We start from the raw sequence: 21,449 nt of genomic DNA, 5'->3' as shown, positions 1-21,449 counted from the left end.
TTCACCTTTCGCACAGCGCTTTTCACTCATCGCCGAGAACCAATTCACCTGCGCGCACAGCAAAATATCGGCAATGCTCGATGGCGCGCACTTGTCGGTGCCCTGCGATAGACATGCGGTGAACGAAGGAAGGGGGCACGATGACCACCGCCTGGACCGCCGATCAGATCGCGGCGCTGGCTCCGGATGCCGCATCACTCACCGCCGCCCGCAAGCTGCGCGGCAAGTGGAGCGGCAGCGGGCAGCACAACACCGCCATCTGGGGCCTGTGCCAGGGCAGCGGCAGTCGGCCGTATCAGACGATCGTCGACACCGCCGGGCCCGCGTACAAATGCTCCTGCCCGAGCCGTAAATTCCCGTGTAAACACGCACTTTCACTACTGCTCGTCTGGTCCGAGGGCGATATTCCAGCTACCGGCGCCATTGCCGATTTCGCGGCCGAATGGTTGACCGGTCGCGCCGCCCGCGAAGCCAAAAAGGCCGACCCGGAATCGAACTCGGCGCGCAAGACCAAATCGGCCACCGTCGATCAGCGCCGCGCCCGCGTCACCGCCGGGCTCGCCGATCTGGATATGTGGCTCACCGACCAGGTCCGCACCGGTCTGGCCTCGGCCGACCGTTCGATCACCGCCTTCGAGACGGTCGCCGCCCGCATGGTGGACGCGCAGGCCCCCGGTATCGCCACCACCCTGCGCCAATTGCCGCGCGCCGCAACTCGTTCCGACTGGCCGCAACTGCTGCTGCGCGAATACGCCCGGCTGCATCTGCTGGCCGCCGCGCACCATCGCATGGACGACCTCTCCCCCGCCCTCCAGGCCAGCGTCCGCACCCATATCGGCTATCCGAGCCCGGCGGAGACGGTCCGCGCCGAACCGGCCGTCCGCGATATCTGGATGGTCCTGGGCGCGCGCACCACTGTCGAGGAGAACCTCTATACCCGACGAATCTGGTTGCGCGGCAGAAGTTCCGGTCACTGGGCCCTGATTGTCGAGCATCACTTCGGCAGCCCCAGCTTCCCGCAGGACACCCCTGCCCCGGGCTTCCAGATCGAGGCCGATATCCACTACTACCCCGGCGCGAACCAACTCCGCGCCATCTGGGGCACCCGCCACGCCCTGCCCGACCCCTTCACCACCGTGCCGAACGGTCGCAACCGAACACACGGCGGCGCAACCGAACTCGGCGAACAGCTCGATTCGACCGGGGTGGGCGACGAGAATCCGGCGGGCAGCGGCATGGATGCCGAAACCAGCGCGGGCGCGGCAACCGGTCCACGAGCAGGCGAACGGCAGTGGGGAATCGCCGCCGCGCTCGAGGATCACGCCCGGGCGGTCGGAGCCGATCCTTTCGTTCGGTCCTGGCCGGTGTTCTTGGCCGACGTCGTACCGATCCGCAGCGAAAGTGGTTGGTGGGTAGCCGAATCCGATGGCACTTCGCTCCCGATAGCGGTCGAGGATGGTGAACCCTGGCGACTGCTCGGGCTGTCGGGCGGGCATCCGCTGAGCGTGATCGGCGAGTGGACCGCCGATGGACTGGTGCCTGTCGCGGCACTGTGTGACGGAGCGGTGGTGGATATCGGTGTGGCGGAGGGGACCTCATACGGCGTCCCCAGCGGTTCGGCCGGATCGGATGCGGGGAGCACCGAACTGGTATCCGCGGCGCTGGTCGGCGCTGCGCGCCGGAGCATGGACCGGAATGCGCTGTCCGCACCGGTCGCGGTACTGGCGGCCCGCCTCGCGGGTGGGTTCACCACCGATCCGACGATCACCAACGCGGCTGATCCCGTGACCGATTCGACCAGCCGAGCCGAAGGCGATCCGGCCGTCCGGACGGCGGCGCACCTGCCGAGCGATCCGACCAGCCGGGTTGCAGGCGATCCGGCCGACTCGGTGGTGACACACCTGCCGAGCGATCCGACTGCCGAACCCACGAGACCGCGCGCGGTTGATTCGGCCGCCGAACTGCTCGAATCCGTTTCGCTGCAGGACTGTTTCGCGCGCGGAGGCGTGACCGCGACAGTTGTCGAATCGCCCGCGGCGGCGGATGACGACGAGCGGTTGCGGTTGTCGTCGGCCGCCGCGGCGCGGTTGGCGGAGCTGCTGACGGACAATTCGCCGTTCCTGGACGAGTGGCTGGCGGCCGCCGACGCACGGGATTTCCGGGCTCCGGACGCACTGAGCAGTCTGCTGCTGGAGCGGGCGAAAGCGCTTTCGCAGCATCGGGAACCGCTGTTGCGGTTGGCGGGGGCACGGGGGCGCTGGCTGGCCGCGCAACATCCGGGGTGGCGGACGCTGGTTCGCGCCGATGCGGCGGATGAGTCGGTGTGGTCGCATGGGCGCGCGGCGGAGCGACGAGTGTGGTTGGCGCAGTTGCGGCGTCGCGATCCGATCGCGGCGCGTGATGCCCTGGCGGGCTCATGGGGCACCGAATCCGGACCGGGTAAGGCGGAGCTGCTGGCGTGTTTCGCCGACGGTCTCTCGCTCATGGACGAGGCACTGTTGGAGACCGCCCTGGACGACCGCCGCGCCGAGGTGCGCCGGTTGGCGGCGGATCTGCTGGGCAGACTGCCGGATTCGCATTTCGCGCGGCGGATGACCGAGCGCGCCGGGGCCTGGCTCACCTTCGGCCAGCGGTTGCGCCGCCCCGAATTGACCACCACCGGTCCGGGCGTGCTCGATGATGCCGCTCGCCGCGACGGTGTCGGAGATTCCTTCGGCTACACCGCCTATCGCGCCGACGGCGCGCCCGATCTGTCCGCCGAATGGCTGCACCGGGTGGTCGCGGCCACCCCGCTGCGGCACTGGGAGCGGGTGCTCGGCCCGCCCGAACAGGCCGTGCGCACCGCCATGACCGAGACCATGCGCGGACCGATATTCGCTGGCTGGACCGATGCCACACTGGCGCAGCGGGATTCGTCCTGGGCGCAGGCGCTGTTCGCCGCCTACGCCGCGCAGGAGGCCGGTGAGTCCGACAGCGAGAAGCTGCGCGAGCTCTTCGCCCTGCAACCCCTGGACGATCAGATCCGGCGTCTGCGCCGCCTGGACAGCAGCTGGCTCGCCGAGATCGAATCCCTGCTGCGCGCCATCGCGCGGCCCTGGCCCGGCCCGATGGCCGAACATGTACTGCGCCTGCTGCTGGAGCGCGCGCAATTGAGCGCCGACCGGCCGGGCGCGCCCAGCCTGGTGCCGGGTTCCTACCGCACCCTGTTCCGCGCGGCCTCCGCGCACTTCCCGGTGACGGCCGCCGACCTGGTGACCGGTATCGCCCGCAAATGCGGAGATCCCTACTGGGAACAGGCTTTCGACCAACTCGCCCACGACCTCATCCAACGCAGAGCAATGCTCGAGGAGCTGAAGTGACCACGATTCAGGAGCAGGACGCCCTGCTGCGCCCGCATGCCGAACAAGCCTTCGCCGAGGAGCTGGCCGCGCTCGCGGCCGCCGACGACCGTCCGCGCCCGCCGTCCTGGAAGCTGTCGCCGTGGGCGGTGGTCACCTATCTGCTGGGCGGCACCCTGTCGAACGGCACCGTGATCAGCCCCAAGTACGTGGGCCCGCGCCGCCTGATGGAGGTCGCGGTCGCCACCCTGGCCACCGATCGGGCGCTGCTGCTCATCGGCGTGCCCGGTACCGCCAAAACCTGGGTCTCCGAACATCTCGCGGCCGCCGTCTCCGGTCAGTCGACCCTGCTGGTGCAGGGCACCTCCGGTACCGCGGAGGAGGCCATTCGCTACGGCTGGAACTACGCCCGCCTGCTGGCCGAAGGGCCGAGCGATGCCGCGCTGGTGCCCTCGCCGATCATGACCGCCATGCGCGCGGGTTCGATCGCCCGTTTGGAGGAGCTCACCCGCATCCCCTCCGATGTGCAGGACGCGCTCATCACCGTGCTGTCGGAGAAGACGCTCCCGGTACCGGAGCTCGGCACAGAAGTGCAGGCCGCCAAGGGTTTCAATGTGATCGCCACCGCCAATGATCGCGATCGCGGCGTGAACGAACTCTCCTCCGCGCTGCGCCGCCGCTTCAATACCGTGGTGCTGCCGCTGCCCGCCGGTGAGGACGAGGAGGTGGCGATCGTCAGCCGCCGCGTCGAACAGCTCGGTGCCGCACTGGAATTGCCCGCGGTGCCCGCCGCGGCCGAGGAGGTGCGCCGCGTGGTGCGGGTCTTCCGCGAGCTGCGCTCGGGCATGACGGCCGACGGCCGCACCAAATTGAAGTCGCCGTCCGGCACGCTCTCCACCGCCGAGGCGATCTCGGTGATCACCAATGGTCTGGCGCTGGCAGCGCACTTCGGCGACGGCATTCTGCGCCCCGCCGATATCGCGGGCGCGGTGCTGGGCGCGGTCATCAAGGATCCGGTCGCCGATTCGGTGGTGTGGACCGAGTATCTGGAGGCCGTGGTGCGGCAGCGCGCCGATTGGGCGGACTTCTACCGGGCCTGCCGTGAGGTGAGCTAGATGAGCACTGTCACCACCACAGTGACGGCCGAGACCCGAATCTTCGGTATCCGCCACCACGGTCCGGGCTCGGCGCGTTCCCTGCGCCTGGCGCTCGAGAAGTTCTCGCCGGACGCCATTCTCATCGAGGGCCCGGCCGATGCCGACCCCCTGCTGGGCTTCATCTCCGCCGAGGGAATGGAACCGCCGGTGGCCCTGCTCGGCTACCACCCGGATGAGCCGTCCAAGGCCGCGCTGTGGCCGTTCGCGGTGTTCTCGCCGGAGTGGCAGGCCATGCGGTACGGCGCGGAGAACACCGTGCCCGTGGGGTTCTTCGACCTGCCCGCCGCCATGACGCTCGCGCTGGAGGACGAGCCGGGTGATCGCTCGGATCCGCTCGCCGAGCTGGCCGAGGCGGGCGGTTACGACGATGCCGAACGCTGGTGGGACGCGATTGTCGAATCCTCCTCGGACGCCGACATTTTCGATGCGGTGAACGAGGCCATGGCGGTGCTGCGCGAAACCGCGGTCATCGATGAGCACACGCTGCGCCGCGAGGCGTATATGCGGCAGGTGATGCGAAAGTCGTTGAAGGACGGGGCACAACGCCTGGCCATCGTCTGCGGGGCCTGGCATGGTCCGGCACTGTCGGGCAAGCTCGGCCCGGCCGCCGCCGACGCCCGCGTCCTGAAGGGCCTGCCCAAGGGCAAGGCCATGCTGACCTGGGTGCCGTGGACGCATTCGCGGCTGTCGTCATCCTCCGGATACGGCGCGGGGATCACCTCGCCCGGCTGGTATCACCACCTGTTCACCCAGACCGAGCAGCCGATCGTGCGCTGGCTGACCAAGGTCGCGGGCATGCTCCGCACCCATGATCTGCCGGTGTCGAGTGCCCACATCATCGAATCGGTAAGGCTCGCGGAGACTCTCGCGACCCTGCGCGAGCGGCCGCTGGCCGGACTCTCCGAGGTCACCGAGGCGACCCGTGCGGTGCTCTGCGACGGCGACGAGACCGTGCTGCGCCTGGTCAGCTCGGAGATGGTGGTCGGTGAGGCGCTGGGCGCGGTCCCGGACGGCACCCCGACCGTGCCGCTGGAGGCCGATCTGCGGGCGCAGATCAGAACACTGCGGCTCAAACAGCAGGCCCTGGAGCGCACCATCGACCTGGACCTGCGCACCGAGCGCGATAAGGCGAAATCCCATCTGCTGCACCGGCTCCGGCTGCTCGGCATCGGCTGGGGTCAGCTCACCGACGGCCAGGTGCGCAATACCGGCACCTTCCGGGAGACCTGGACGCTGCGCTGGCGACCGGAGCTGGCCATCGCGATTATCGAGGCCGCCCGCTGGGGTACCACCCTGCGCACCGCCGCCGAGGCGAAAGTCCTTGATACCGCGGCGAATCCGGAGGCCACGGTGGGTCAGGTCTCCGCTGCCCTGGAGGCGGCGCTGCTGGCCGATCTGGGCGGCGCGACCGACGGTCTCATCGCCCGCCTGGAATCGGTTGCGGCCCTGGACCATGACGTCACCCATCTGATGGCAGCACTCCCGGGTCTGCTGCGCACCCTGCGTTACGGCGATGTGCGCGGTACCGATTCCGATGCGCTGACCCGGGTGGCCGACGGCCTGCTGGTGCGGGCCTGCGCGGGTCTGCCCAGCGCGGTCACCGGGCTGGACGGTGACGGTGCCGCCGAGCTGCGCGCTCTGATAGACGCTGTGCACCTGGCGCTTTCGGCACGGGAGAACGAATGGGCGACCGCCACCTGGCTGGCCGCACTCCAGACCCTCGCCGATCGCACCGATATCAACGGCACCCTGGTCGGCCGGGCCGTACGCCTGCTCTGCGATGCCGAGATCATCGGCTCCGCCGAATCCGCCCGCCGACTATCGGCGGCCCTCTCGGTCGGCCACAGCGCCGCCGAGAAGGCGGCGTGGATCGACGGCTTCCTCGGCGGCCGCGGCCTACTCCTGGTCCACGATCGAAACCTGTTGAGCCTCATCGACGCCTGGCTCTGCGGCCTGGACGAGGACCAGTTCGTGGCCACCCTGCCGCTGCTGCGCCGCACCTTCGGAGCCTTCGAATCCGGTGAGCGCCAGGCTATCGCACACTCCGTCCGCAATGGCGCACCGACCGCGATCGCGACGACACAGGGCGAGTACGACAGTGCCAGAGGACAGCTCGCGCTGCGGGCGGCGGCCGAAATCCTCGGGATAGCAGGATGATCCGCCGTCGATGGTGTGGATCCCGGCCAAGAACATGCCGGGATGACGGGGAGGTCGGCGCCCACACGGCGGGGGACGTCAACTCCGGGATGGCCGGGGCGTCAGCAGCATTCAGAACTCGAGAGGAATGAAATGAGCGGGGTGGACGAGGCGCAAGCGCGGCGCTGGCGGTTGGTGCTCGGGGGCGCGGCCGAGGCGGGACTCGGCGGGCTCGGCGCGGCCGAGGATGTGGCCATGGATCGGGCCATGGGCGCGCTGTACGACGCGGACGCCCGCAATGGGGCGAGCGGGCGGCGGTCCGGTGGGCTGGGTGGGTCCGCACCGCAGGTGGCACGGTGGCTCGGCGATATTCGGCGGTACTTTCCCTCGACGGTGGTCGAGGTGATGCAGCGCGATGCGGTGGATCGACTGAATCTCACCGAATTGCTTTTGGAGCCCGAGCTTTTGGAGGCCGTGGAGCCGGATGTCCATCTGGTCGGCACCCTGCTGAGCCTGAATCGGGTGATGCCCGAGACCACCAAGGCGACCGCGCGCATGGTCGTGGAGAAGGTGGTGCGCGAGATCGAGCGCAGGCTGGCCGCGCAGACCATCGCCGCGGTCGGCGGTGCGCTCAATCGCGCGGCGCGGGTCTCGCGGCCCAGGCTGCGTGATATCGACTGGGACCGCACCATTCGCAAGAATCTGGCCAACTATCTCCCGGAACAGCGCACGGTGGTGCCGGAAAGGCTTGTCGGATACGGCCGTAAAGCCCAGGCCGTGCGCCGGGATGTGGTGCTGGCGATCGACCAATCCGGGTCCATGGCGTCGAGCGTGGTGTACGCGTCGGTGTTCGGGGCCGTGCTGGCCTCCATGCGCTCGCTGAAGACCGCACTGGTGGTCTTCGATACCGCGGTGGTCGACCTGACCGAGAAGCTGTCGGATCCGGTCGACGTCCTGTTCGGCACCCAACTGGGCGGCGGTACGGATATCAATCGCGCCATCGCCTATTCGCAGTCGCTCATCACCCGTCCGGCCGACTCGCTGTTCGTGCTCATCTCCGATCTCTACGAGGGCGGTGTGCGCGCGGAGATGCTTCGCAGAATTCGCAGCATGAAGGAGTCAGGCGTCCAGGTGGTGGTGCTGCTGGCCCTCTCGGACGAGGGCGCACCCGCCTACGACCGGGATAACGCCGCCGCGCTGACCGCACTCGGCGTACCCGCTTTCGCCTGCACACCCGATCGGTTTCCGGACCTGCTGGCAGTGGCCCTGGACCGCGGCGATGTGCAGAAGTGGGCGAACACGCAAGCGAACGGCCAATAGCCCGCCGGGGACAACACCCCCAAGTTCGCGGCCCGGCCCGCTTCTGGACTGAGTGGAGCGGGGGAGCGGAGCGGAGGAGCGGAGGGAGGGAGCGTAGCGGGCTTACAGGGCCGCGAACCGGCCCGGAGCGTAGCGGAGGGCCAAATAAACTAAGCTGCCAGCTTGATCTGTCTCGTGGAAACGGGGGCTCGACTTTGCGCTCTGGTGATGTGTTCGCCGGTTTCGTCATAGAACGCGAACTCGGCCGCGGCGGTATGGGGTCGGTGTACCTGGCCCGGCATCCCCGGCTGCCGCGGAAGACCGCGTTGAAGCTGCTCAATCAGGAAATGTTCACCGATGACGAGATCCGCGCCCGGTTCATCCGGGAGGCCGATCTGGTCGCCCAGCTGGACCATCCGAATATCGTCACGGTCTACGACCGCGGCACCGAGGGTGAACAGCTGTGGATCTCCATGCAGTACATCGACGGTGTGAACGCCTCCGCCGTCAAGGCGGCTTCACTGCCGCCGCTGCGGGCCGCGCAGATCATCGCCGAGACGGCCAAGGCGCTCGACTACGCGCACGGGCGCGGCGTGCTGCACCGCGATGTGAAGCCTGCGAATATTCTGCTCGCGCGCTCCTCAGGCGGTGCGGCGGGCGAGCGGGTGTACCTCACCGACTTCGGTATCGCCCGGCTGCGCGACGACACCGGTCACCTCACCCAGACCGGTACGGTCACCGCGACCCTGGCCTACGCCTCCCCCGAGCAGTTGACCGGCGCCACCATCGACGGGCGCTCGGATCAGTACGCGCTGGCGTGCACGCTGTTCCAATTGCTCACCGGTGTGGTGCCGTTCGAGGGCACCAGTCCGGCGGCGGTGATTCGCGGCCATCTCCAGCAGCCGCCCCCGCCCGCCAGTCCGCTGCGCCCGGAGCTGCCGCGCACCATCGACGGCGTACTGACCCGGGCACTGTCCAAGCGGCCGCAGGATCGCTTCCGATCCTGTGTGGAGTTCTCCGCGGCGGTCGATCGCGCCCTCGCCACCCGGCCGGTGCCGCCGCGCCCGCCGACCCCGGTGCGACCGCAGCCGATTGTCGTCGCGCCCCGGCCGCCGACTCCGGCGCGGCCGCAGCCGGTGATTCCCACGCCGGTGCCGCAGCAGCGCCCCATGTCCGGATCGAATCCCATTCCGCCGTATCAGAATCCGGCGGTCGCACCGAATCAGCAGTATCCGAATTCGGGGCAGGGGTATCAGAGTCCCGCACCGGTGTATCAGAATCCGGTCGCGACGCCGAAACCCGCGTATCAGAATCCGTCCTCCGGTGCGGCGTTCCCGCAACAGCCGGTGCCGCAGCCGAATTACGCGCAGCAGTCCAAACAACAGCCGGTATACACCGCGCCCGAACGCGGTTCGAGCCAGATCGGCTGGATCATCGCGGGCACCACGGTCGCGCTGGTGCTGATCATCGTGGCGGTCACGGTCATTCTGTACAACCGTTGAAAATACCTGGGAGATAACGAAATCCGGCCGGTCACCCCGCGGGGACCGGCCGGATTCCTCGTCCCCCGGTCTATTACACGTCGGCGATGGCCGCCAGCGGTGGCGTGCGCGCCGCACGCACCGCGGGCCACAGCGCCGCGAGTACACCGACCACACCCGAGCTCAACACCATGAGCACGATCTGACCCCACGGCACGGTAATGGTGGCCAGCCCGAGATCCTTGAGCGTGCGCAGGAATCCGACGCCGAGCACCAGCCCCAGCGCCACGCCGACCACCGCACCGAAGACCGCGATGAGCATGGACTCCAGATAGATGGTGCGCCGCACCTGCGGACGTTGCATACCCACCGCGCGCAGCATGCCGATCTCCCGGCGGCGCTCCACCACCGACAGTGCCAGGGTGTTCACAATGCCGAGGATGGCGATCACCACCGCGAGCGCCAGCAGGCCGTACAGAATCGCGAGCATGGTGTTGATCTGCTTGCCCTGTGCGCCCTTGAAGTCCTCACGGTCCTGCACCTGAACCACCGCCCACGGCTCCACCGACTTCTCCAGGCCGGTCCGCAGGGTCTGCAGATCGGTGCCCGGCTGCGCGGTGATGAGCACGATGAAGTTGGTGCGGAAGCTGACCGGCATCACCTGGTTGTACAGCGCCAGCGGCGCGACCAGCGGGCCGAGCAGCTGGGTGTCCTTGTAGATGCCGACCACCTCGACCTGGTAGTTCTTCTTGTCCAGGCTGGTGATGTCGACCTTCTGACCGACATGCCAATTACGGTCGGCGGCTTCGGTTTCCGAGAGCATGATGCCGTTGTCGCCGAGATTGCCATTGCCCTGCACCAGGTCGTAGGTCAGCACCTTGTCCAGCGGACCCTCGGGCACGGTGCCGAGCAGCTGATCGTCACCGGCCTTGAAGGTGACGCCGTGGAACTGCACCACATCCTGTACGCCCGGCACCTTCTGTACGGCGGGCCCGGCGGCCAGTGGGACGCCGACCAGGCTGTTGGTCGGACCCTGCAGGATGAAGTCGGCCTTGACGCCCTTGTCCACCACCTCGCTGATACTGGCCTTGGCCGAGGAGCCGAGCATGCCGATGGCGGTCACCAGCATGAGCCCGAGCGTGAGCGCGAAGGCCGTCGCCGCGGTGCGCCGCGGATTGCGCAGCGCGTTGTTGCGCGCCATCGTGCCGACCGCTCCGAACGGTCGCACCAGGAAACCGAGCCCCTTCACCACCGGGCGCGAGAGCGCCGGGGAGGCCAACAGCACCGCGAAAATCAGTGCCAGCGCGCCGATTCCGACGGTGAGCGCGGCATTACCGCCGGTATGCCGGGCGCCGAGCACCACCAGCACACCACCGGCCACGGTCAGCACCGCGCCGAAAGCCGTTCGGATACGGGTGGATTCGTTGGCCGAGCCGAGTTCGGAGCGCATCGCCTCGATCGGCGGAATGGTGGCCGCCCGGCGCGCCGGTGCGTACGCGCTGACCACCGTGACTATGACACCGACGCCGATCGCCACCAGCACGGTGCGCGGCCGCAACGACATGGAACCGGTCGGCAGGCCCAGATCGAAGGCATTGAGCAGCGCCGACAATCCGAAGGCCAAACCCACACCGGCCGCGAGACCCAGTGCGCTGCCGATGATTCCGATGATCAGCGCCTCGCCGACCACCGACTGCCCCACCTGCCGACGGGATGCGCCGACCGCGCGCAGCAGCGCCAACTCCCGAAGTCGCTGTGCGACAAGCATGGAGAAGGTGTTGTAGATGATGAAGGTGCCGACGATCAGCGCGATGGCGCCGAAGGCGAGCAGGAAGTAGTTGATGAATTTGAGCGCGTCGCCGATCTGCTTCTTCATGTCCTCGCGGACCTGATCGCCGTCCTGCACCTTGTAATCCGGGTACGCCTTGGCGATCCGGTCGCGCAGATCATCGGCTTGCACACCGGGTTTGGCGGCGATATCGACGAAGGCGACATGCGCGCCGTCGGTGAACAGCTGCCGGGCCTGCGCGTCGTCGAAGTACAGATTGATGAAGCCGCCGGTATTGCCGGCCAGATCGTAGATGCCCGAGACGGTGACATCGATATTGCCCTTGGACGGGATGAGCACCTTGGTGGTGTCGCCGACATGCAGGTCGGCCCGATCGGCGCCGCCCTTGTTGATGGCGATCTGCCCGGACCGACTCGGCGGCACCCCGTCGATGAACTTGTCCGGTTCGGCGACGGCCTTGTCCGGCGGCAGGTAGGAGGTGCCGAAAGTCGGTGCGCCGCCGGTCTGTACGGCCTTACCGTCCTTGAGCAGCACCACCGGGCCGTTGATACCGGGCGCGACCGCGCGCACGCCGTCCATGGCGGTGATCTTGTCGACGGTCTCGTTCGGAATGCCCAGGGACTGGCGTTCTTTCGGACTCACCCGCACATCGACGCCCTTGGCCTGATTGGCGAAGATGTCGTCGAAAGAGCTCTGCAGGGTATCGGTGAAGACGAAAGACCCTGCGATGAAGGCTGTTCCGAGCACCACCGACAGCAGGGTGAGAAACAAACGCACCTTATGCGCGGCGAGATTGCGCAAGGCGACCTTGCGCATGGGACTACCGGCCATCAGTGCTCCGCCTCCACGCCACTGGTCTCCAGCGACTTCATCTTGTCGAGTACGGAATCGGCGGTCGGCGAACGCAATTCATCGACAATCCGGCCGTCGGCCAGGAACACCACACGATCGGCGTACGAAGCCGCGCGCGGATCGTGGGTCACGATGACCACGGTCTGCCCGAATTCGTCCACCGCGGCCCGCAGAATCGAGAGCACCTCACCCGAGGAGCGCGAATCCAGATTGCCGGTCGGCTCGTCACCGAAGATGATGTCCGGCTTACCCGCGAGCGCGCGGGCACACGCCACCCGCTGCTGCTGACCGCCGGACAGCTCACTGGGCCGGTGCGTCAGACGATCGGTGAGACCGAGCCGCTTGAGCACGGTCGACAGCCACTCCTCATCGGCCTTGCGGCCCGCGATATCCAGCGGCAGGGTGACATTCTCGAGCGCGGTCAGCGTCGGCACCAGGTTGAACGCCTGGAAGACGAATCCGATGCGATCGCGGCGCAACTGGGTCATACCCTTGTCGGAGAGTTCGGTGAGGTTGGTATCGCCGATGTGGACGGTGCCCGCCGTCGCGGCGTCCAGCCCGGCTAGGCAGTGCATGAGAGTCGACTTACCGGACCCCGAAGGCCCCATGATCGCGGTGAACTCCCCCTTGGCGAAATCCGCCGACACCCCGTCGAGTGCCCGGACCTGCGTATCGCCCGAACCGTAGATCTTCACCAGGTCGGTGGCCCGCGCGGCGACTGCGTCCGCGCTCTTGGCGAGCCCGACAGGATCGGAGACATTCGAAGTCATGGTGTCCAGTGTGTCGGGCGCGGCCCGCGCACGCCATCCGGGATCCCCCCGAGGCCACCTACCCACATGGATTCCTTAATCCCCCACCTCATCCCGACCCCGTACGCAGCCCGGCGGAACCACTGCTCGTCCAGGCGAGAAACACCGTCAGCCCGGCACGTCGTCCACCCCTCGACGGCCCGCCGGGATCGAGTGACGAATGTCAGCTCAGTGCAGGCCGAACGGGAAGACGGGCGCGGGCGCCGCCGTGGTGGTGTACTCCGGCGTAGCGCTGGCGGTCCCACCCGATGGCTCGGGCTCCGGTTCGGTGGTGGTGTCGTAGTACTCCTCGGTCGTCGTATGCGCCGGGGCGGGCGGCGGGGTCACCGCGGGCGAATTGGACGTCCCGGTCGAGCGCGCCTGGTCGATGGCCACCAGGATCACAGCCACCAACAGCAGCGGAATCAGAATGATCCCCACCAGCCACAGCAGACACCCGCGAGTCCGCGACTTCTTCTTCGGCTTCTTGGGCGGCGGCGGGAAGACTTTCTTGCCCCGGGTCTTGGAGTCCGCACGAGAGGTGGCGGCCTTCGTCACGGGCCGTTTGCCTTGCGGCGCAACGCCCGCGGACGGCCGGGCAGTCGCCGATGAGGCGGCGCCGGTCCGGCCCGTTGCCGAATAGGACGCTCCCGGAGCGGGATTGGGATGCACCGGGAATTGGCCGGAGCTGCCCGCCGCGGCATATGGCTTCCCCTGGGCGGGCGGAACCACGCCCCTGCCCTGCGCCGCTCCGGACATCCCCGGCGGCATTGCGCCCCTGCCCTGCGCCGCTCCGGCCATCCCCTGGGTCGCGAATGGCGTTGGGGGCGTGTTCGATACAGCGCGGGGGAACCGCCCGCCGGTCGGGCCGGGCGCGGGTTGACCCGCCATCGGATGGCGCGCGCCGGAGGTCTGCGCGGGCATACCGTCCAGGGCCTGCTGGGCGGCGGTGGCGAAGGCGGTGCAGGAGTCGAAGCGGGCGGTGGGGTGTTTGGCCATGGCTTTGGCCATGACCGCGTCGAGGGCGGGCGGGAGTCCGGGGCGCAGTGAGCTGACCGGGGGCGGGGGCTGGTCCAGGTGACCGCGCATGATGGCGATCGGATGCTGGGCGTCGAACGGAACAGTGCCGGTGAGCAGCCGGAACAGGGTGCAGGCCAGGGAGTACTGGTCGCAGCGGTGGTCCAGCGGTTGGCCGGAGAGTTGCTCGGGGGCGGCATAGGCCAGGGTGGCGGTGAAGGAGCCGGTCTGGGTGAGTTTGGTGTTCTCATCGCGCAAGCGCGCGATACCGAAGTCCGCCAGGAAGATTCGCTCATCCCCGTCGACACGTTCGATGAGGATGTTGGCGGGCTTCACATCCCGATGCAGCACACCCTTGCGATGCGCGAAATCGAGAGCCTTCCCGGTCTCACCGATAATCCGAACCGCCTGGCGCGGTGGCAGATTCGCGGATTCCAGCATCGAGGCGTCGATACCGTCGATGTACCGCATGGCGATCCACATCCGGTCGTCATCGAAGCCGCGATCGAAGAGCGGCACGATATTCGGATGGTCCAGCCGCGCGACCACATCCCCTTCGCGCTCGAATCGCGCGCGAACCTCACTGTCGCCGAACAATTCCGCGCTGAGCAGTTTGATCGCCACCAGTCGCGGCAACCTGGGATGCCGGGCCAGATACACCGACCCCATACCGCCACGGCCGAGCTCACGTTCGATCAGGTAACCCGCGAACGTCTCTCCGCTGCGCAGCACACGATTCCCTTCGGTACAGACTTGCCTCCGCTGCGCTACGGCTGTTCGCGGCCCCAGGGAGTCTCGATTCTTCCCTCCCTCCGCTCCTCCGCTTCGCTCCCCCGCTCCACTCAGTCCAGAATCGAGACGGGCCGCGAACCGTCGGGTGTAGCCGAGGCAGGCGGCACCGAGCTTAGTTGAGCGGAGCCGAACGCCACCAAGTCAGCACTTCGTCGATGCTGCCGACGACGCCGTCGGTGTACATCAGGTATTGGCCGCGATTGGAGTCGCCGGTGAAGGCCGTGACCATGCGCGGGCGGTCGCTACCGGTGAACTGGTAGTTCGTGTACGCCTTGCCGCCGCTGCTGTCGGAGGTCTTCTTGTCCGGGTGCAGTCCGCTGACCACCGACTGCGCCTTGGCGGCGGAGGAGTACGCGTAGATCCGGTAGAACGGGTCACCGTTGTTGCCGCCGCCGAAGCAGCGCCACTGCACCGCCCAGTCACCGAAATCGGGTTCGCCGTCGGACTTGTCCGGCGGGCTCTTGGGGTCGGCGAGCCAGCAGGTGGCGCCGTTGTAGCCGGTATCGCCGTCCTTGGTGGCGGGCACCAGGCGGGAGAATTCCGTGCTGATCGCCGAGGAGTCCACGGGCTTGTCCGAACCCGAGGCGACCGAGGTGGTCGCCGACGCGGGCGCGGATTTGGCGGTACTGCCGCCGCCGGCGGTGGTCTTGGTGTCATCGCTCGTACTGCCCAGCGCGGCCAGCCCGATGACGGCGACGATGACCAGCACCACCACACCGGCGATGATGCCGATGATCAATCCGGTATTGGATTTCTTCGGCGGCTGCGGCGGCCGCTGCCCACCCATACCCGGCGGCTGTCCGGGCGGCGGGCCGCCGTAGTTGTACTGCGGCCCGCTGGTGTTGAACTGCGGCTGGCTCGCGTTGTACTGCGGCGGGCTGGTGTACTGGTTCGTCGGCCGATTCGGCGGCTGCTGCCCGTACAGCGGCTGCGGTGCGGAGGCCGCGGTATTGCCCTGCGCCGCATAGGGGTTGGGTACGACCGGGGCGGGGGCGGCGGTATGCCGGCCACCGGTGTACATCGGGGCGTTCGCGGTGGGCTGCGGCCCGCCGGTCATGGGCATACCCATCTGCCCCATGGTCGGATTCTGCCCCTGCGTGTACGTGGGCATCGGCGGTGCGGTGCGCGGATTCACCAGCGGCATGGCGGGTGAGCTCGCCCCGGAGAGCGCCTGCTTGGCGGCGGCGGCGAAATCGGCGCAGCTGTGGAAACGGTCGTCCGGACGCTTGGCCATGGCCTTGTTCAACACCATGTCCAGCGCCTGGGGCAGGCCGGGGCGGGCGCTGCTCAACGGCGGGGGCGGCTGCTGCAGATGTCCCTGAATCACCGCCGCCGGATTGGTCGCCGAGAACGGCCCGGAACCGGTGAGCAGCCAGAAGAGCGTGCAGGCCAGCGAATACTGATCGGAGCGACCGTCCAGTGTGGAACCGGTCAACTGCTCCGGCGAGGCGTACGCCAGTGTCGCGGTGAAGGTTCCGGTCTGGGTCAGGTTCTGACCGCTGTCATCGCGCAACCGGGCGATACCGAAGTCGGTGAGGTAGACACGCTCACCCTTACCGCCGGTGGAGCGCGCCAGCAGAATGTTGGCGGGCTTGACATCCCGGTGCAGCACCTCGTTGCGGTGCGCGTAATCCAGCGCGTCGGCGGTCTCGGAGACGATCTGCACGGCCCGCTCGGGGGGCAGCGTCTGCGGATTCACGCTGGAGGCATCGACACCGTCGATGTACTGCATGGAGATCCAGAGCTGCCCGTCCTCGAGCCCGCGGTCGTAGACGGTGACGATATTGTGGTGATCCAGCTGCGCGACAAGGTCCGCCTCGCGCTCGAAGCGCGCGCGAACCTCCTTGTCGAACACCATCTCCCGGTTCAACAGCTTGAGCGCCGTCAGCCGGGGCAACCGGGGGTGCTTGGCCAGATACACCGAGCCCATGCCCCCGCGCCCCAGCTGCCGCTCGATAACGTATTCCGCAAACACATCACCGCTGGACAGCATGTCGAGCTCCCACTTCCTACGTCTGCGCCGGGACCCACCAGCGCTCGACGTACCGCAAACGATCGGCGATCGTGCTCGGGCCGATCCGGAAAACACCGAAACCATAGCGCAATCGAGTCCTACCGAACTATCTCCGCGAATCGCGCCAGCGCAACAGGAGTGATCACGATCTCCTGTCGGTGGGCGGCGATAGGCTGGCGGGCATGCGCATAGGAGCACACGTTCGGCTCGACAGCGACCCCATCGGCTTCGCCGACAAGCTGGGGGCCGACGTCATCCAGATGTTCGTGGTCGATCCGCAGAGCTGGGACAAGCCCACCCCGCACCCTTTGACGGCGGAGATCAAGGCCAGCCCCATCGATGTGGTGGTGCACTCGTCGTATCAGATCAATGTGGCCAGTCTCAACAACCGGCTGCGTATGCCCTCGCGCGGCGCGGTGGCGGCGCAGGCCGCGGCGGCGGCCGAACTCGGGGCGTTCGGTCTGGTCGTACACGGCGGGCATGTCCGCAAGGACGATGAGATCATCGAGGGAATCCTGAACTGGCGCAAGCTCTTCGAACGCCAGCAGGACAAGGGCGGGTTCGCGGTGCCGATCCTCATCGAGAACACCGCGGGTGGAAATCACGCCATGGCACGACATTTCGACGATATCGCCCGGCTCTGGGATGCCGTCGGCGATTTCGGCGCGGGCTTCTGCCTGGACACCTGCCACGCCTGGGCGGGCGGTGAGGAGCTGCTCGGCATCGTCGACCGCGTCAAAGCCATCACCGGCCGCATCGACCTGGTGCACCTGAACTCCTCCCGCGATTCCTTCGACTCCGGTGCGGACCGGCACGCGAATCTCGCCGACGGCACCATCGACACCGAACTCCTGGTGGAGGTCTGCAAGGCGGTGGGCGATGCCCCGATCGTCCTGGAGACCCCCGCCGAAGGCGTCGCCGAAGACTTGGCGTTCCTCCGCGAACACCTCGGCTGACCACCCCGGGCATCCGGGCGCACCCGCCCCGTCATCCCAGCGTGCTTTTGGCCCACCCAGCACTACGCCGTCGACGATTACGACGCCCAGCCCCGCCGCCTCACCCGCATCACCCTCGCGGGCGATATCCCGGTCGATGTGCACGCCGATCCCAGCACCGTCATCACCGGCGATGCCGAGCACTACTCGATTATCGAGCAGGTCGCCCCGCGCGCTGTCTGAGCCCTTCCCGCCCGTGCTGTTCTTGCGTGCGCCATGTGCGGGAAGCCCGGCCGATGCGACGAACCCTCGTTCTCTCGACGGCGCATCGGCCTTCTCACGTCCACCCGAGTGCCGCAGGGCAGAATTGCCCGCATGGAGATTCGGCCGCTCGACGGGGTGCGGGTTCTGGAGTTGGGCAACTACGTGGCCGCGCCGACGGCGGGGCGCATACTCGGCGACTTCGGGGCCGAGGTCATCAAGGTGGAGCGGCCGAAAACCGGTGACGAACTGCGGAATTGGCGGCTCTACGGTGGCGACACCTCGATGCTGTACCGGACCGTGAACCGGAACAAGAAGTCGATCACCCTCGATCTGCGCACCGAGGCCGGGCGCGCGATCGTGCTGGACCTGATCGCGCACTGCGATGTCCTGCTGGAGAACTTCCGCCCCGGCATGCTGGAGAAGTGGGGACTGGGACCGGAGGCGCTCGATGCGGCCAATCCGGATCTGGTGATCACCCGCATCTCCGCGTACGGGCAGACCGGACCGCTGTCACAGCGACCGGGATTCGCGGCCGTCGCCGAGGCCGTGGGCGGTTTGCGGGAACTCGTCGGCGATCCGGATCGGCCGCCGGTGCGCGTGGGCGTCTCCATCGGCGATTCGATCGCGGGCATCTACGCCGCCTTCGGCACGGTGATGGCATTGTTCCAGCGCGAGCGTGCCGATGATCGAGTTCCCCTGCCGCAGCGCATTATCGACGTGGCATTGAACGAATCCATCCTCTCGGTGATGGAGTCGCTCGTCCCGGATTATCTGGCCTACGGCATCAATCGCGAACGGGTCGGCGGGCGAATGGAGGGCATCGCCCCCAGCAACGCGTACCCGTGCGGTGACGGCTTCAGCATTATCATCGGCGGCAATGGCGATGCCATCTTCCAGCGCTATATGCAGGTCATCGACCGCCCCGATCTCGCGGCCGACCCTGAGCTGCAAGACAATGCGGGCCGCTGGCGCAATCGCGATCGCCTGGACGAGTCCATCGCCGAATGGACTCGGCGGCACACTCGCGATGAAGCCCTGCGACTTCTCGAGGCCGCCGCCATCCCCTGCGGCCCCATCTACACCGCCGCCGATATCGTCGCCGATGAACAGTACAAAGCGCGCAATATGATTCAGCACTTCCCGGTGGATGTGGGCGAACCCGAACCCAAACAGGTCGGCTTCACCGGCATCGTCCCGGTGATCGGGAACCGGTCCCTGCCCATCCGCAATGTCGGCCCCGATCTGGGCGAGCACACCCGCGAAATCCTCTCCGGGCTGCTCGGAATGTCCGATACCGAGATCGATGCGCTGGCGGCCCGATGACCACCGTGACGCGCGTGAGCAACCGGAAGGGGTTGTGATGACGGCGATCCTGCGCGATGTCACCCTGCGCGACGGTCTGCAGCTGACCGGCAAGGTGCTGCCCACCGAACGCAAGGTGGAGATCGTGCGCGAACTGCTGGCACTGGGCGTGCCGGAGCTGGAGATCGGCTCCATGGCGCGGCCGGATCTGGTGCCGCCCATGGCCAATACGCTCGAGCTGGTCGCCGCGCTCACGCCCGAGGAGCTGGCCCGCTGCTGGGTCTGGGTCGCCACGCCGCGACATGTGGAGAAGGCCGCGGCCGCCGGTGTGCGCAACTTCCAGTACTGCTTCTCGGTCTCCGATTCGCACAACAAGGCGAATATCGGGCGCACCACCGAGGAGAGCCTGGCCGCCATGCCCGCGGCCGTCGAGTTCGCGCGGGCGGTGGAGGGGCGGATTCAACTCTGTCTGGCAACGACTTTCACCTGCCCGTTCGAGGGGGCGGTGGATCCGCGGCGGGTGCTGGCCATCGCGTGCGATCCCCGGGCGGAGGGGTCGAGCGATATCGTGCTGGCCGATACGCTCGGGCAGGCACATCCCGGGCAGGTCAGCGGACTGGTGAGCGCTGTTGCCGCGCAGGGGCACTGGGGTACCCCCGAGCACCGGATCGTCTTCCACGGACATGACACCTGGGGCATGGGCGTGGCCAATTCACTGGCGGCGCTGACCGCGGGCGCAGGTGTCCTTGACGGGTCACTGGGCGGATTGGGCGGCTGCCCGTTCGCACCCGGCGCCTCCGGGAACACCTCGAGCGAGGATCTGCTCTTCGCCACTCGACCGGAATGGTTCACACCGCAGGCACTGGCGACGCTGGTGCCGATATCGGAGCGATTGCTGGCCGAACTCGGCGAACCGAATCGTTCCCGGACTGTCGAGGGAAGTCGCTCCGAAGCCGCAGCTTTCGAATGGGTTATTCGCAAATAGCGTCGATTAACCGAATGGTTGCCGAATTCGATCAGCGACCATTCGGTGTGGCGAATTCGCGTATTCTCAGCGACTCTCCGGCGCTGCCGCGTCGGCGCGCAGTTTGAGTAGGATCAAACCGGCGGTACAGGCGAGGATCAGCCCCGCGACGGTTATCTCGACCCGTAGACCCGCAATCCCGAGGATCGCGCCGACGACTCCGCCAAGGAAGATCAGCCAGGCGACGATACGGGCCAGAATTGCCGACGACCGCGGCGACTTCGCTACCGCAGGCTCCCCCGACCGCGCTATGGCGCGCTGCGGGGATGTCGAGAATGCACCCATCATCCACTCCTCGATGACGCCCACCGAGTTCGGCGAACAAGCGGCGCGTTTCTCGGCTAATTTCGGGCGTCTCACGTGTAACTTTGGACACACATTACGGCTCGGCAACGAAATGTCCATGCGACACGTATGTACAACACGCTGAGTTTATTGATTCGATATCTGAATCATTGCTGTTTGAGATAATATTGTGTCTTGCGGACCCGCCTGGCACCGCGACACCTCCTCCGTTAGGGTGAGCCCACTCGAGACGAATCAGGAGTGCTCCCCATGGACGGCAACAAGGCCGACGCGGATCACCGCGGCGACATCTCGTGGCGGCGGCTACCCGCACCCGTCGCCGGTGCCGCGGCCGCCGTCGGCGCGGTGTCGCTCGGCTTGGTACTCATCGGCGCGTGCGGCCTCGGCGGTCAGGACACCTACGTCGCGCCCCCGCCGCTGAACGCGGATCTGCAAGCGGCCCCGGTGGTTTCCCAATCGGGCACCACCACCCCCGGCATCGTCATCCCGCCCTCCCCCACCTGGCGGGTAGCGGTCGACCAGGGCCCGCGACACACCCCGATCCCCACCCTCACCACCACCTCGAAGGATCAGGATCCGGATCCGGATCCCGAGGCTCCCACCACCGCCTCGCGCACCACCCCGCTGCATCCGTCGACCACCACACGGCCGACCACCACACGGCCCCGGCCCACCACCGACCCCCCAACTCTCACAACGGAACCCGCGCGGCCCACCACCCCGCCGGTCACCACGGAACCGGCGATCGCGGTCCCCACCACCGGCGCGGACGACGAACCCGCCAGCGGCTAGCGAAACCTCACCGTCCCGGCAGGTCTCTCCTCCGTCATCCCGGCAGAACTCCCTCCGTCATCCCGGCATGTTCTTGGCCGGGATCCACACCCTCAGCGCCGCAACACCTTTCGGTGGATCCCAGCCAAAAGCACGCCGGGATGACGGGAGTACTCAATCCCCC

14 protein-coding genes and 1 pseudogene are annotated in these 21,449 nt (G+C 67.7%); 10 read left to right on the top strand and 5 right to left on the bottom strand.

Features of this window, described 5'->3' with window-relative positions; genetic code table 11:
• Positions 1-140 precede the first annotated feature (140 nt).
• The 5 genes from OHB26_RS17935 to OHB26_RS17915 all read left to right on the top strand — a co-directional run bounded on the left by OHB26_RS17935 (position 141) and on the right by OHB26_RS17915 (position 9,432).
• Complete coding sequence (locus OHB26_RS17935; protein WP_330185296.1) at positions 141-3,359, top strand: DUF5691 domain-containing protein; 3,219 nt, start codon at positions 141-143, stop codon at positions 3,357-3,359.
• Positions 3,356-4,453 carry an ATP-binding protein gene (locus OHB26_RS17930; protein WP_330185295.1) on the top strand — a complete coding sequence of 366 codons (1,098 nt, stop codon included), beginning with the start codon at positions 3,356-3,358 and terminating at the stop codon, positions 4,451-4,453. The genes OHB26_RS17935 and OHB26_RS17930 overlap by 4 nt, the downstream gene beginning before the upstream one ends.
• Positions 4,454-6,652, top strand: coding sequence for a DUF5682 family protein (locus tag OHB26_RS17925; protein ID WP_330185294.1), 2,199 nt, complete (start codon positions 4,454-4,456; stop codon positions 6,650-6,652).
• 132 nt (positions 6,653-6,784) lie between these two features.
• On the top strand, positions 6,785-7,951 hold the full coding sequence (locus OHB26_RS17920; RefSeq protein WP_330185293.1) for a VWA domain-containing protein: 1,167 nt from the start codon (positions 6,785-6,787) through the stop codon (positions 7,949-7,951).
• Positions 7,952-8,145: 194 nt separating this feature from the next.
• Positions 8,146-9,432, top strand: coding sequence for a serine/threonine-protein kinase (locus OHB26_RS17915; RefSeq protein WP_330185292.1), 1,287 nt, complete (start codon positions 8,146-8,148; stop codon positions 9,430-9,432).
• Between the two features lie 73 nt (positions 9,433-9,505).
• On the opposite strand, the gene OHB26_RS17910 is transcribed toward OHB26_RS17915, so the two are convergent.
• The 4 genes from OHB26_RS17910 to OHB26_RS17895 all read right to left on the bottom strand — a co-directional run bounded on the left by OHB26_RS17910 (position 9,506) and on the right by OHB26_RS17895 (position 16,642).
• A complete protein-coding gene (locus tag OHB26_RS17910; RefSeq protein ID WP_330185291.1) occupies positions 9,506-12,031 on the bottom strand; it encodes an ABC transporter permease in 2,526 nt (841 codons plus the stop codon).
• Positions 12,031-12,822, bottom strand: a complete 792-nt coding sequence (locus OHB26_RS17905) for an ABC transporter ATP-binding protein (RefSeq protein WP_330185290.1) — start codon at positions 12,820-12,822, stop codon at positions 12,031-12,033. The genes OHB26_RS17910 and OHB26_RS17905 overlap by 1 nt, the downstream gene beginning before the upstream one ends.
• A gap of 207 nt (positions 12,823-13,029) precedes the next feature.
• Positions 13,030-14,589 carry a serine/threonine-protein kinase gene (locus tag OHB26_RS17900; RefSeq protein WP_330185289.1) on the bottom strand — a complete coding sequence of 520 codons (1,560 nt, stop codon included), beginning with the start codon at positions 14,587-14,589 and terminating at the stop codon, positions 13,030-13,032.
• Positions 14,590-14,761: 172 nt separating this feature from the next.
• Positions 14,762-16,642, bottom strand: coding sequence for a serine/threonine protein kinase (locus OHB26_RS17895; protein WP_330185288.1), 1,881 nt, complete (start codon positions 16,640-16,642; stop codon positions 14,762-14,764).
• A 203-nt stretch (positions 16,643-16,845) separates the two neighbouring features.
• Here OHB26_RS17895 and OHB26_RS17890 point away from each other — a divergent pair, with 203 nt between their 5' ends.
• The 4 genes and pseudogenes from OHB26_RS17890 to OHB26_RS17875 all read left to right on the top strand — a co-directional run bounded on the left by OHB26_RS17890 (position 16,846) and on the right by OHB26_RS17875 (position 20,149).
• On the top strand, positions 16,846-17,619 hold the full coding sequence (locus OHB26_RS17890) for a deoxyribonuclease IV (RefSeq protein ID WP_330185287.1): 774 nt from the start codon (positions 16,846-16,848) through the stop codon (positions 17,617-17,619).
• A 54-nt stretch (positions 17,620-17,673) separates the two neighbouring features.
• Positions 17,674-17,841 (top strand): annotated as a pseudogene (locus tag OHB26_RS17885) (taurine catabolism dioxygenase); the annotation flags it as partial.
• Positions 17,842-17,973: 132 nt separating this feature from the next.
• Positions 17,974-19,185 (top strand): CaiB/BaiF CoA transferase family protein, encoded by a 1,212-nt coding sequence (locus tag OHB26_RS17880; RefSeq protein ID WP_330185286.1) that lies wholly within the window; start codon positions 17,974-17,976, stop codon positions 19,183-19,185.
• A gap of 37 nt (positions 19,186-19,222) precedes the next feature.
• Entirely contained in the window at positions 19,223-20,149 is a 927-nt protein-coding gene (locus tag OHB26_RS17875) for a hydroxymethylglutaryl-CoA lyase (protein ID WP_330185285.1), read from the top strand.
• 66 nt (positions 20,150-20,215) lie between these two features.
• Here OHB26_RS17875 and OHB26_RS17870 read toward each other — a convergent pair whose 3' ends face one another.
• Positions 20,216-20,497 (bottom strand): hypothetical protein, encoded by a 282-nt coding sequence (locus OHB26_RS17870; protein WP_330185284.1) that lies wholly within the window; start codon positions 20,495-20,497, stop codon positions 20,216-20,218.
• A gap of 246 nt (positions 20,498-20,743) precedes the next feature.
• Between OHB26_RS17870 and OHB26_RS17865 the strand changes: the two genes are divergently transcribed.
• Positions 20,744-21,286: a hypothetical protein gene (locus OHB26_RS17865; RefSeq protein WP_330185283.1), complete on the top strand. Its 543-nt coding sequence runs from the start codon at positions 20,744-20,746 to the stop codon at positions 21,284-21,286.
• The last annotated feature ends 163 nt before the right edge of the window (positions 21,287-21,449 follow it).

It is taken from the genome of Nocardia sp. NBC_01503, assembly GCF_036327755.1.
Classification (GTDB): Bacteria; Actinomycetota; Actinomycetes; order Mycobacteriales; family Mycobacteriaceae; genus Nocardia.
Note: the sequence above shows the minus strand (reverse complement) of the source record. Positions and strands in the feature narration are given on the sequence as shown.

Bases quoted from the DNA above. Each gene is read 5' to 3' on its own strand.
- OHB26_RS17935 (WP_330185296.1), top strand. From the start codon at position 141: ATGACCACCGCCTGGACCGCCGATCAGATCGCGGCGCTGGCTCCGGAT.
- OHB26_RS17925 (WP_330185294.1), top strand. From the start codon at position 4,454: ATGAGCACTGTCACCACCACAGTGACGGCCGAGACCCGAATCTTCGGT.
- OHB26_RS17920 (WP_330185293.1), top strand. From the start codon at position 6,785: ATGAGCGGGGTGGACGAGGCGCAAGCGCGGCGCTGGCGGTTGGTGCTC.
- OHB26_RS17910 (WP_330185291.1), bottom strand. From the start codon at position 12,031: ATGGCCGGTAGTCCCATGCGCAAGGTCGCCTTGCGCAATCTCGCCGCG.
- OHB26_RS17905 (WP_330185290.1), bottom strand. From the start codon at position 12,822: ATGACTTCGAATGTCTCCGATCCTGTCGGGCTCGCCAAGAGCGCGGAC.
- OHB26_RS17895 (WP_330185288.1), bottom strand. From the start codon at position 16,642: ATGCTGTCCAGCGGTGATGTGTTTGCGGAATACGTTATCGAGCGGCAG.
- OHB26_RS17890 (WP_330185287.1), top strand. From the start codon at position 16,846: ATGCGCATAGGAGCACACGTTCGGCTCGACAGCGACCCCATCGGCTTC.
- OHB26_RS17880 (WP_330185286.1), top strand. From the start codon at position 17,974: ATGGAGATTCGGCCGCTCGACGGGGTGCGGGTTCTGGAGTTGGGCAAC.
- OHB26_RS17875 (WP_330185285.1), top strand. From the start codon at position 19,223: ATGACGGCGATCCTGCGCGATGTCACCCTGCGCGACGGTCTGCAGCTG.
- OHB26_RS17865 (WP_330185283.1), top strand. From the start codon at position 20,744: ATGGACGGCAACAAGGCCGACGCGGATCACCGCGGCGACATCTCGTGG.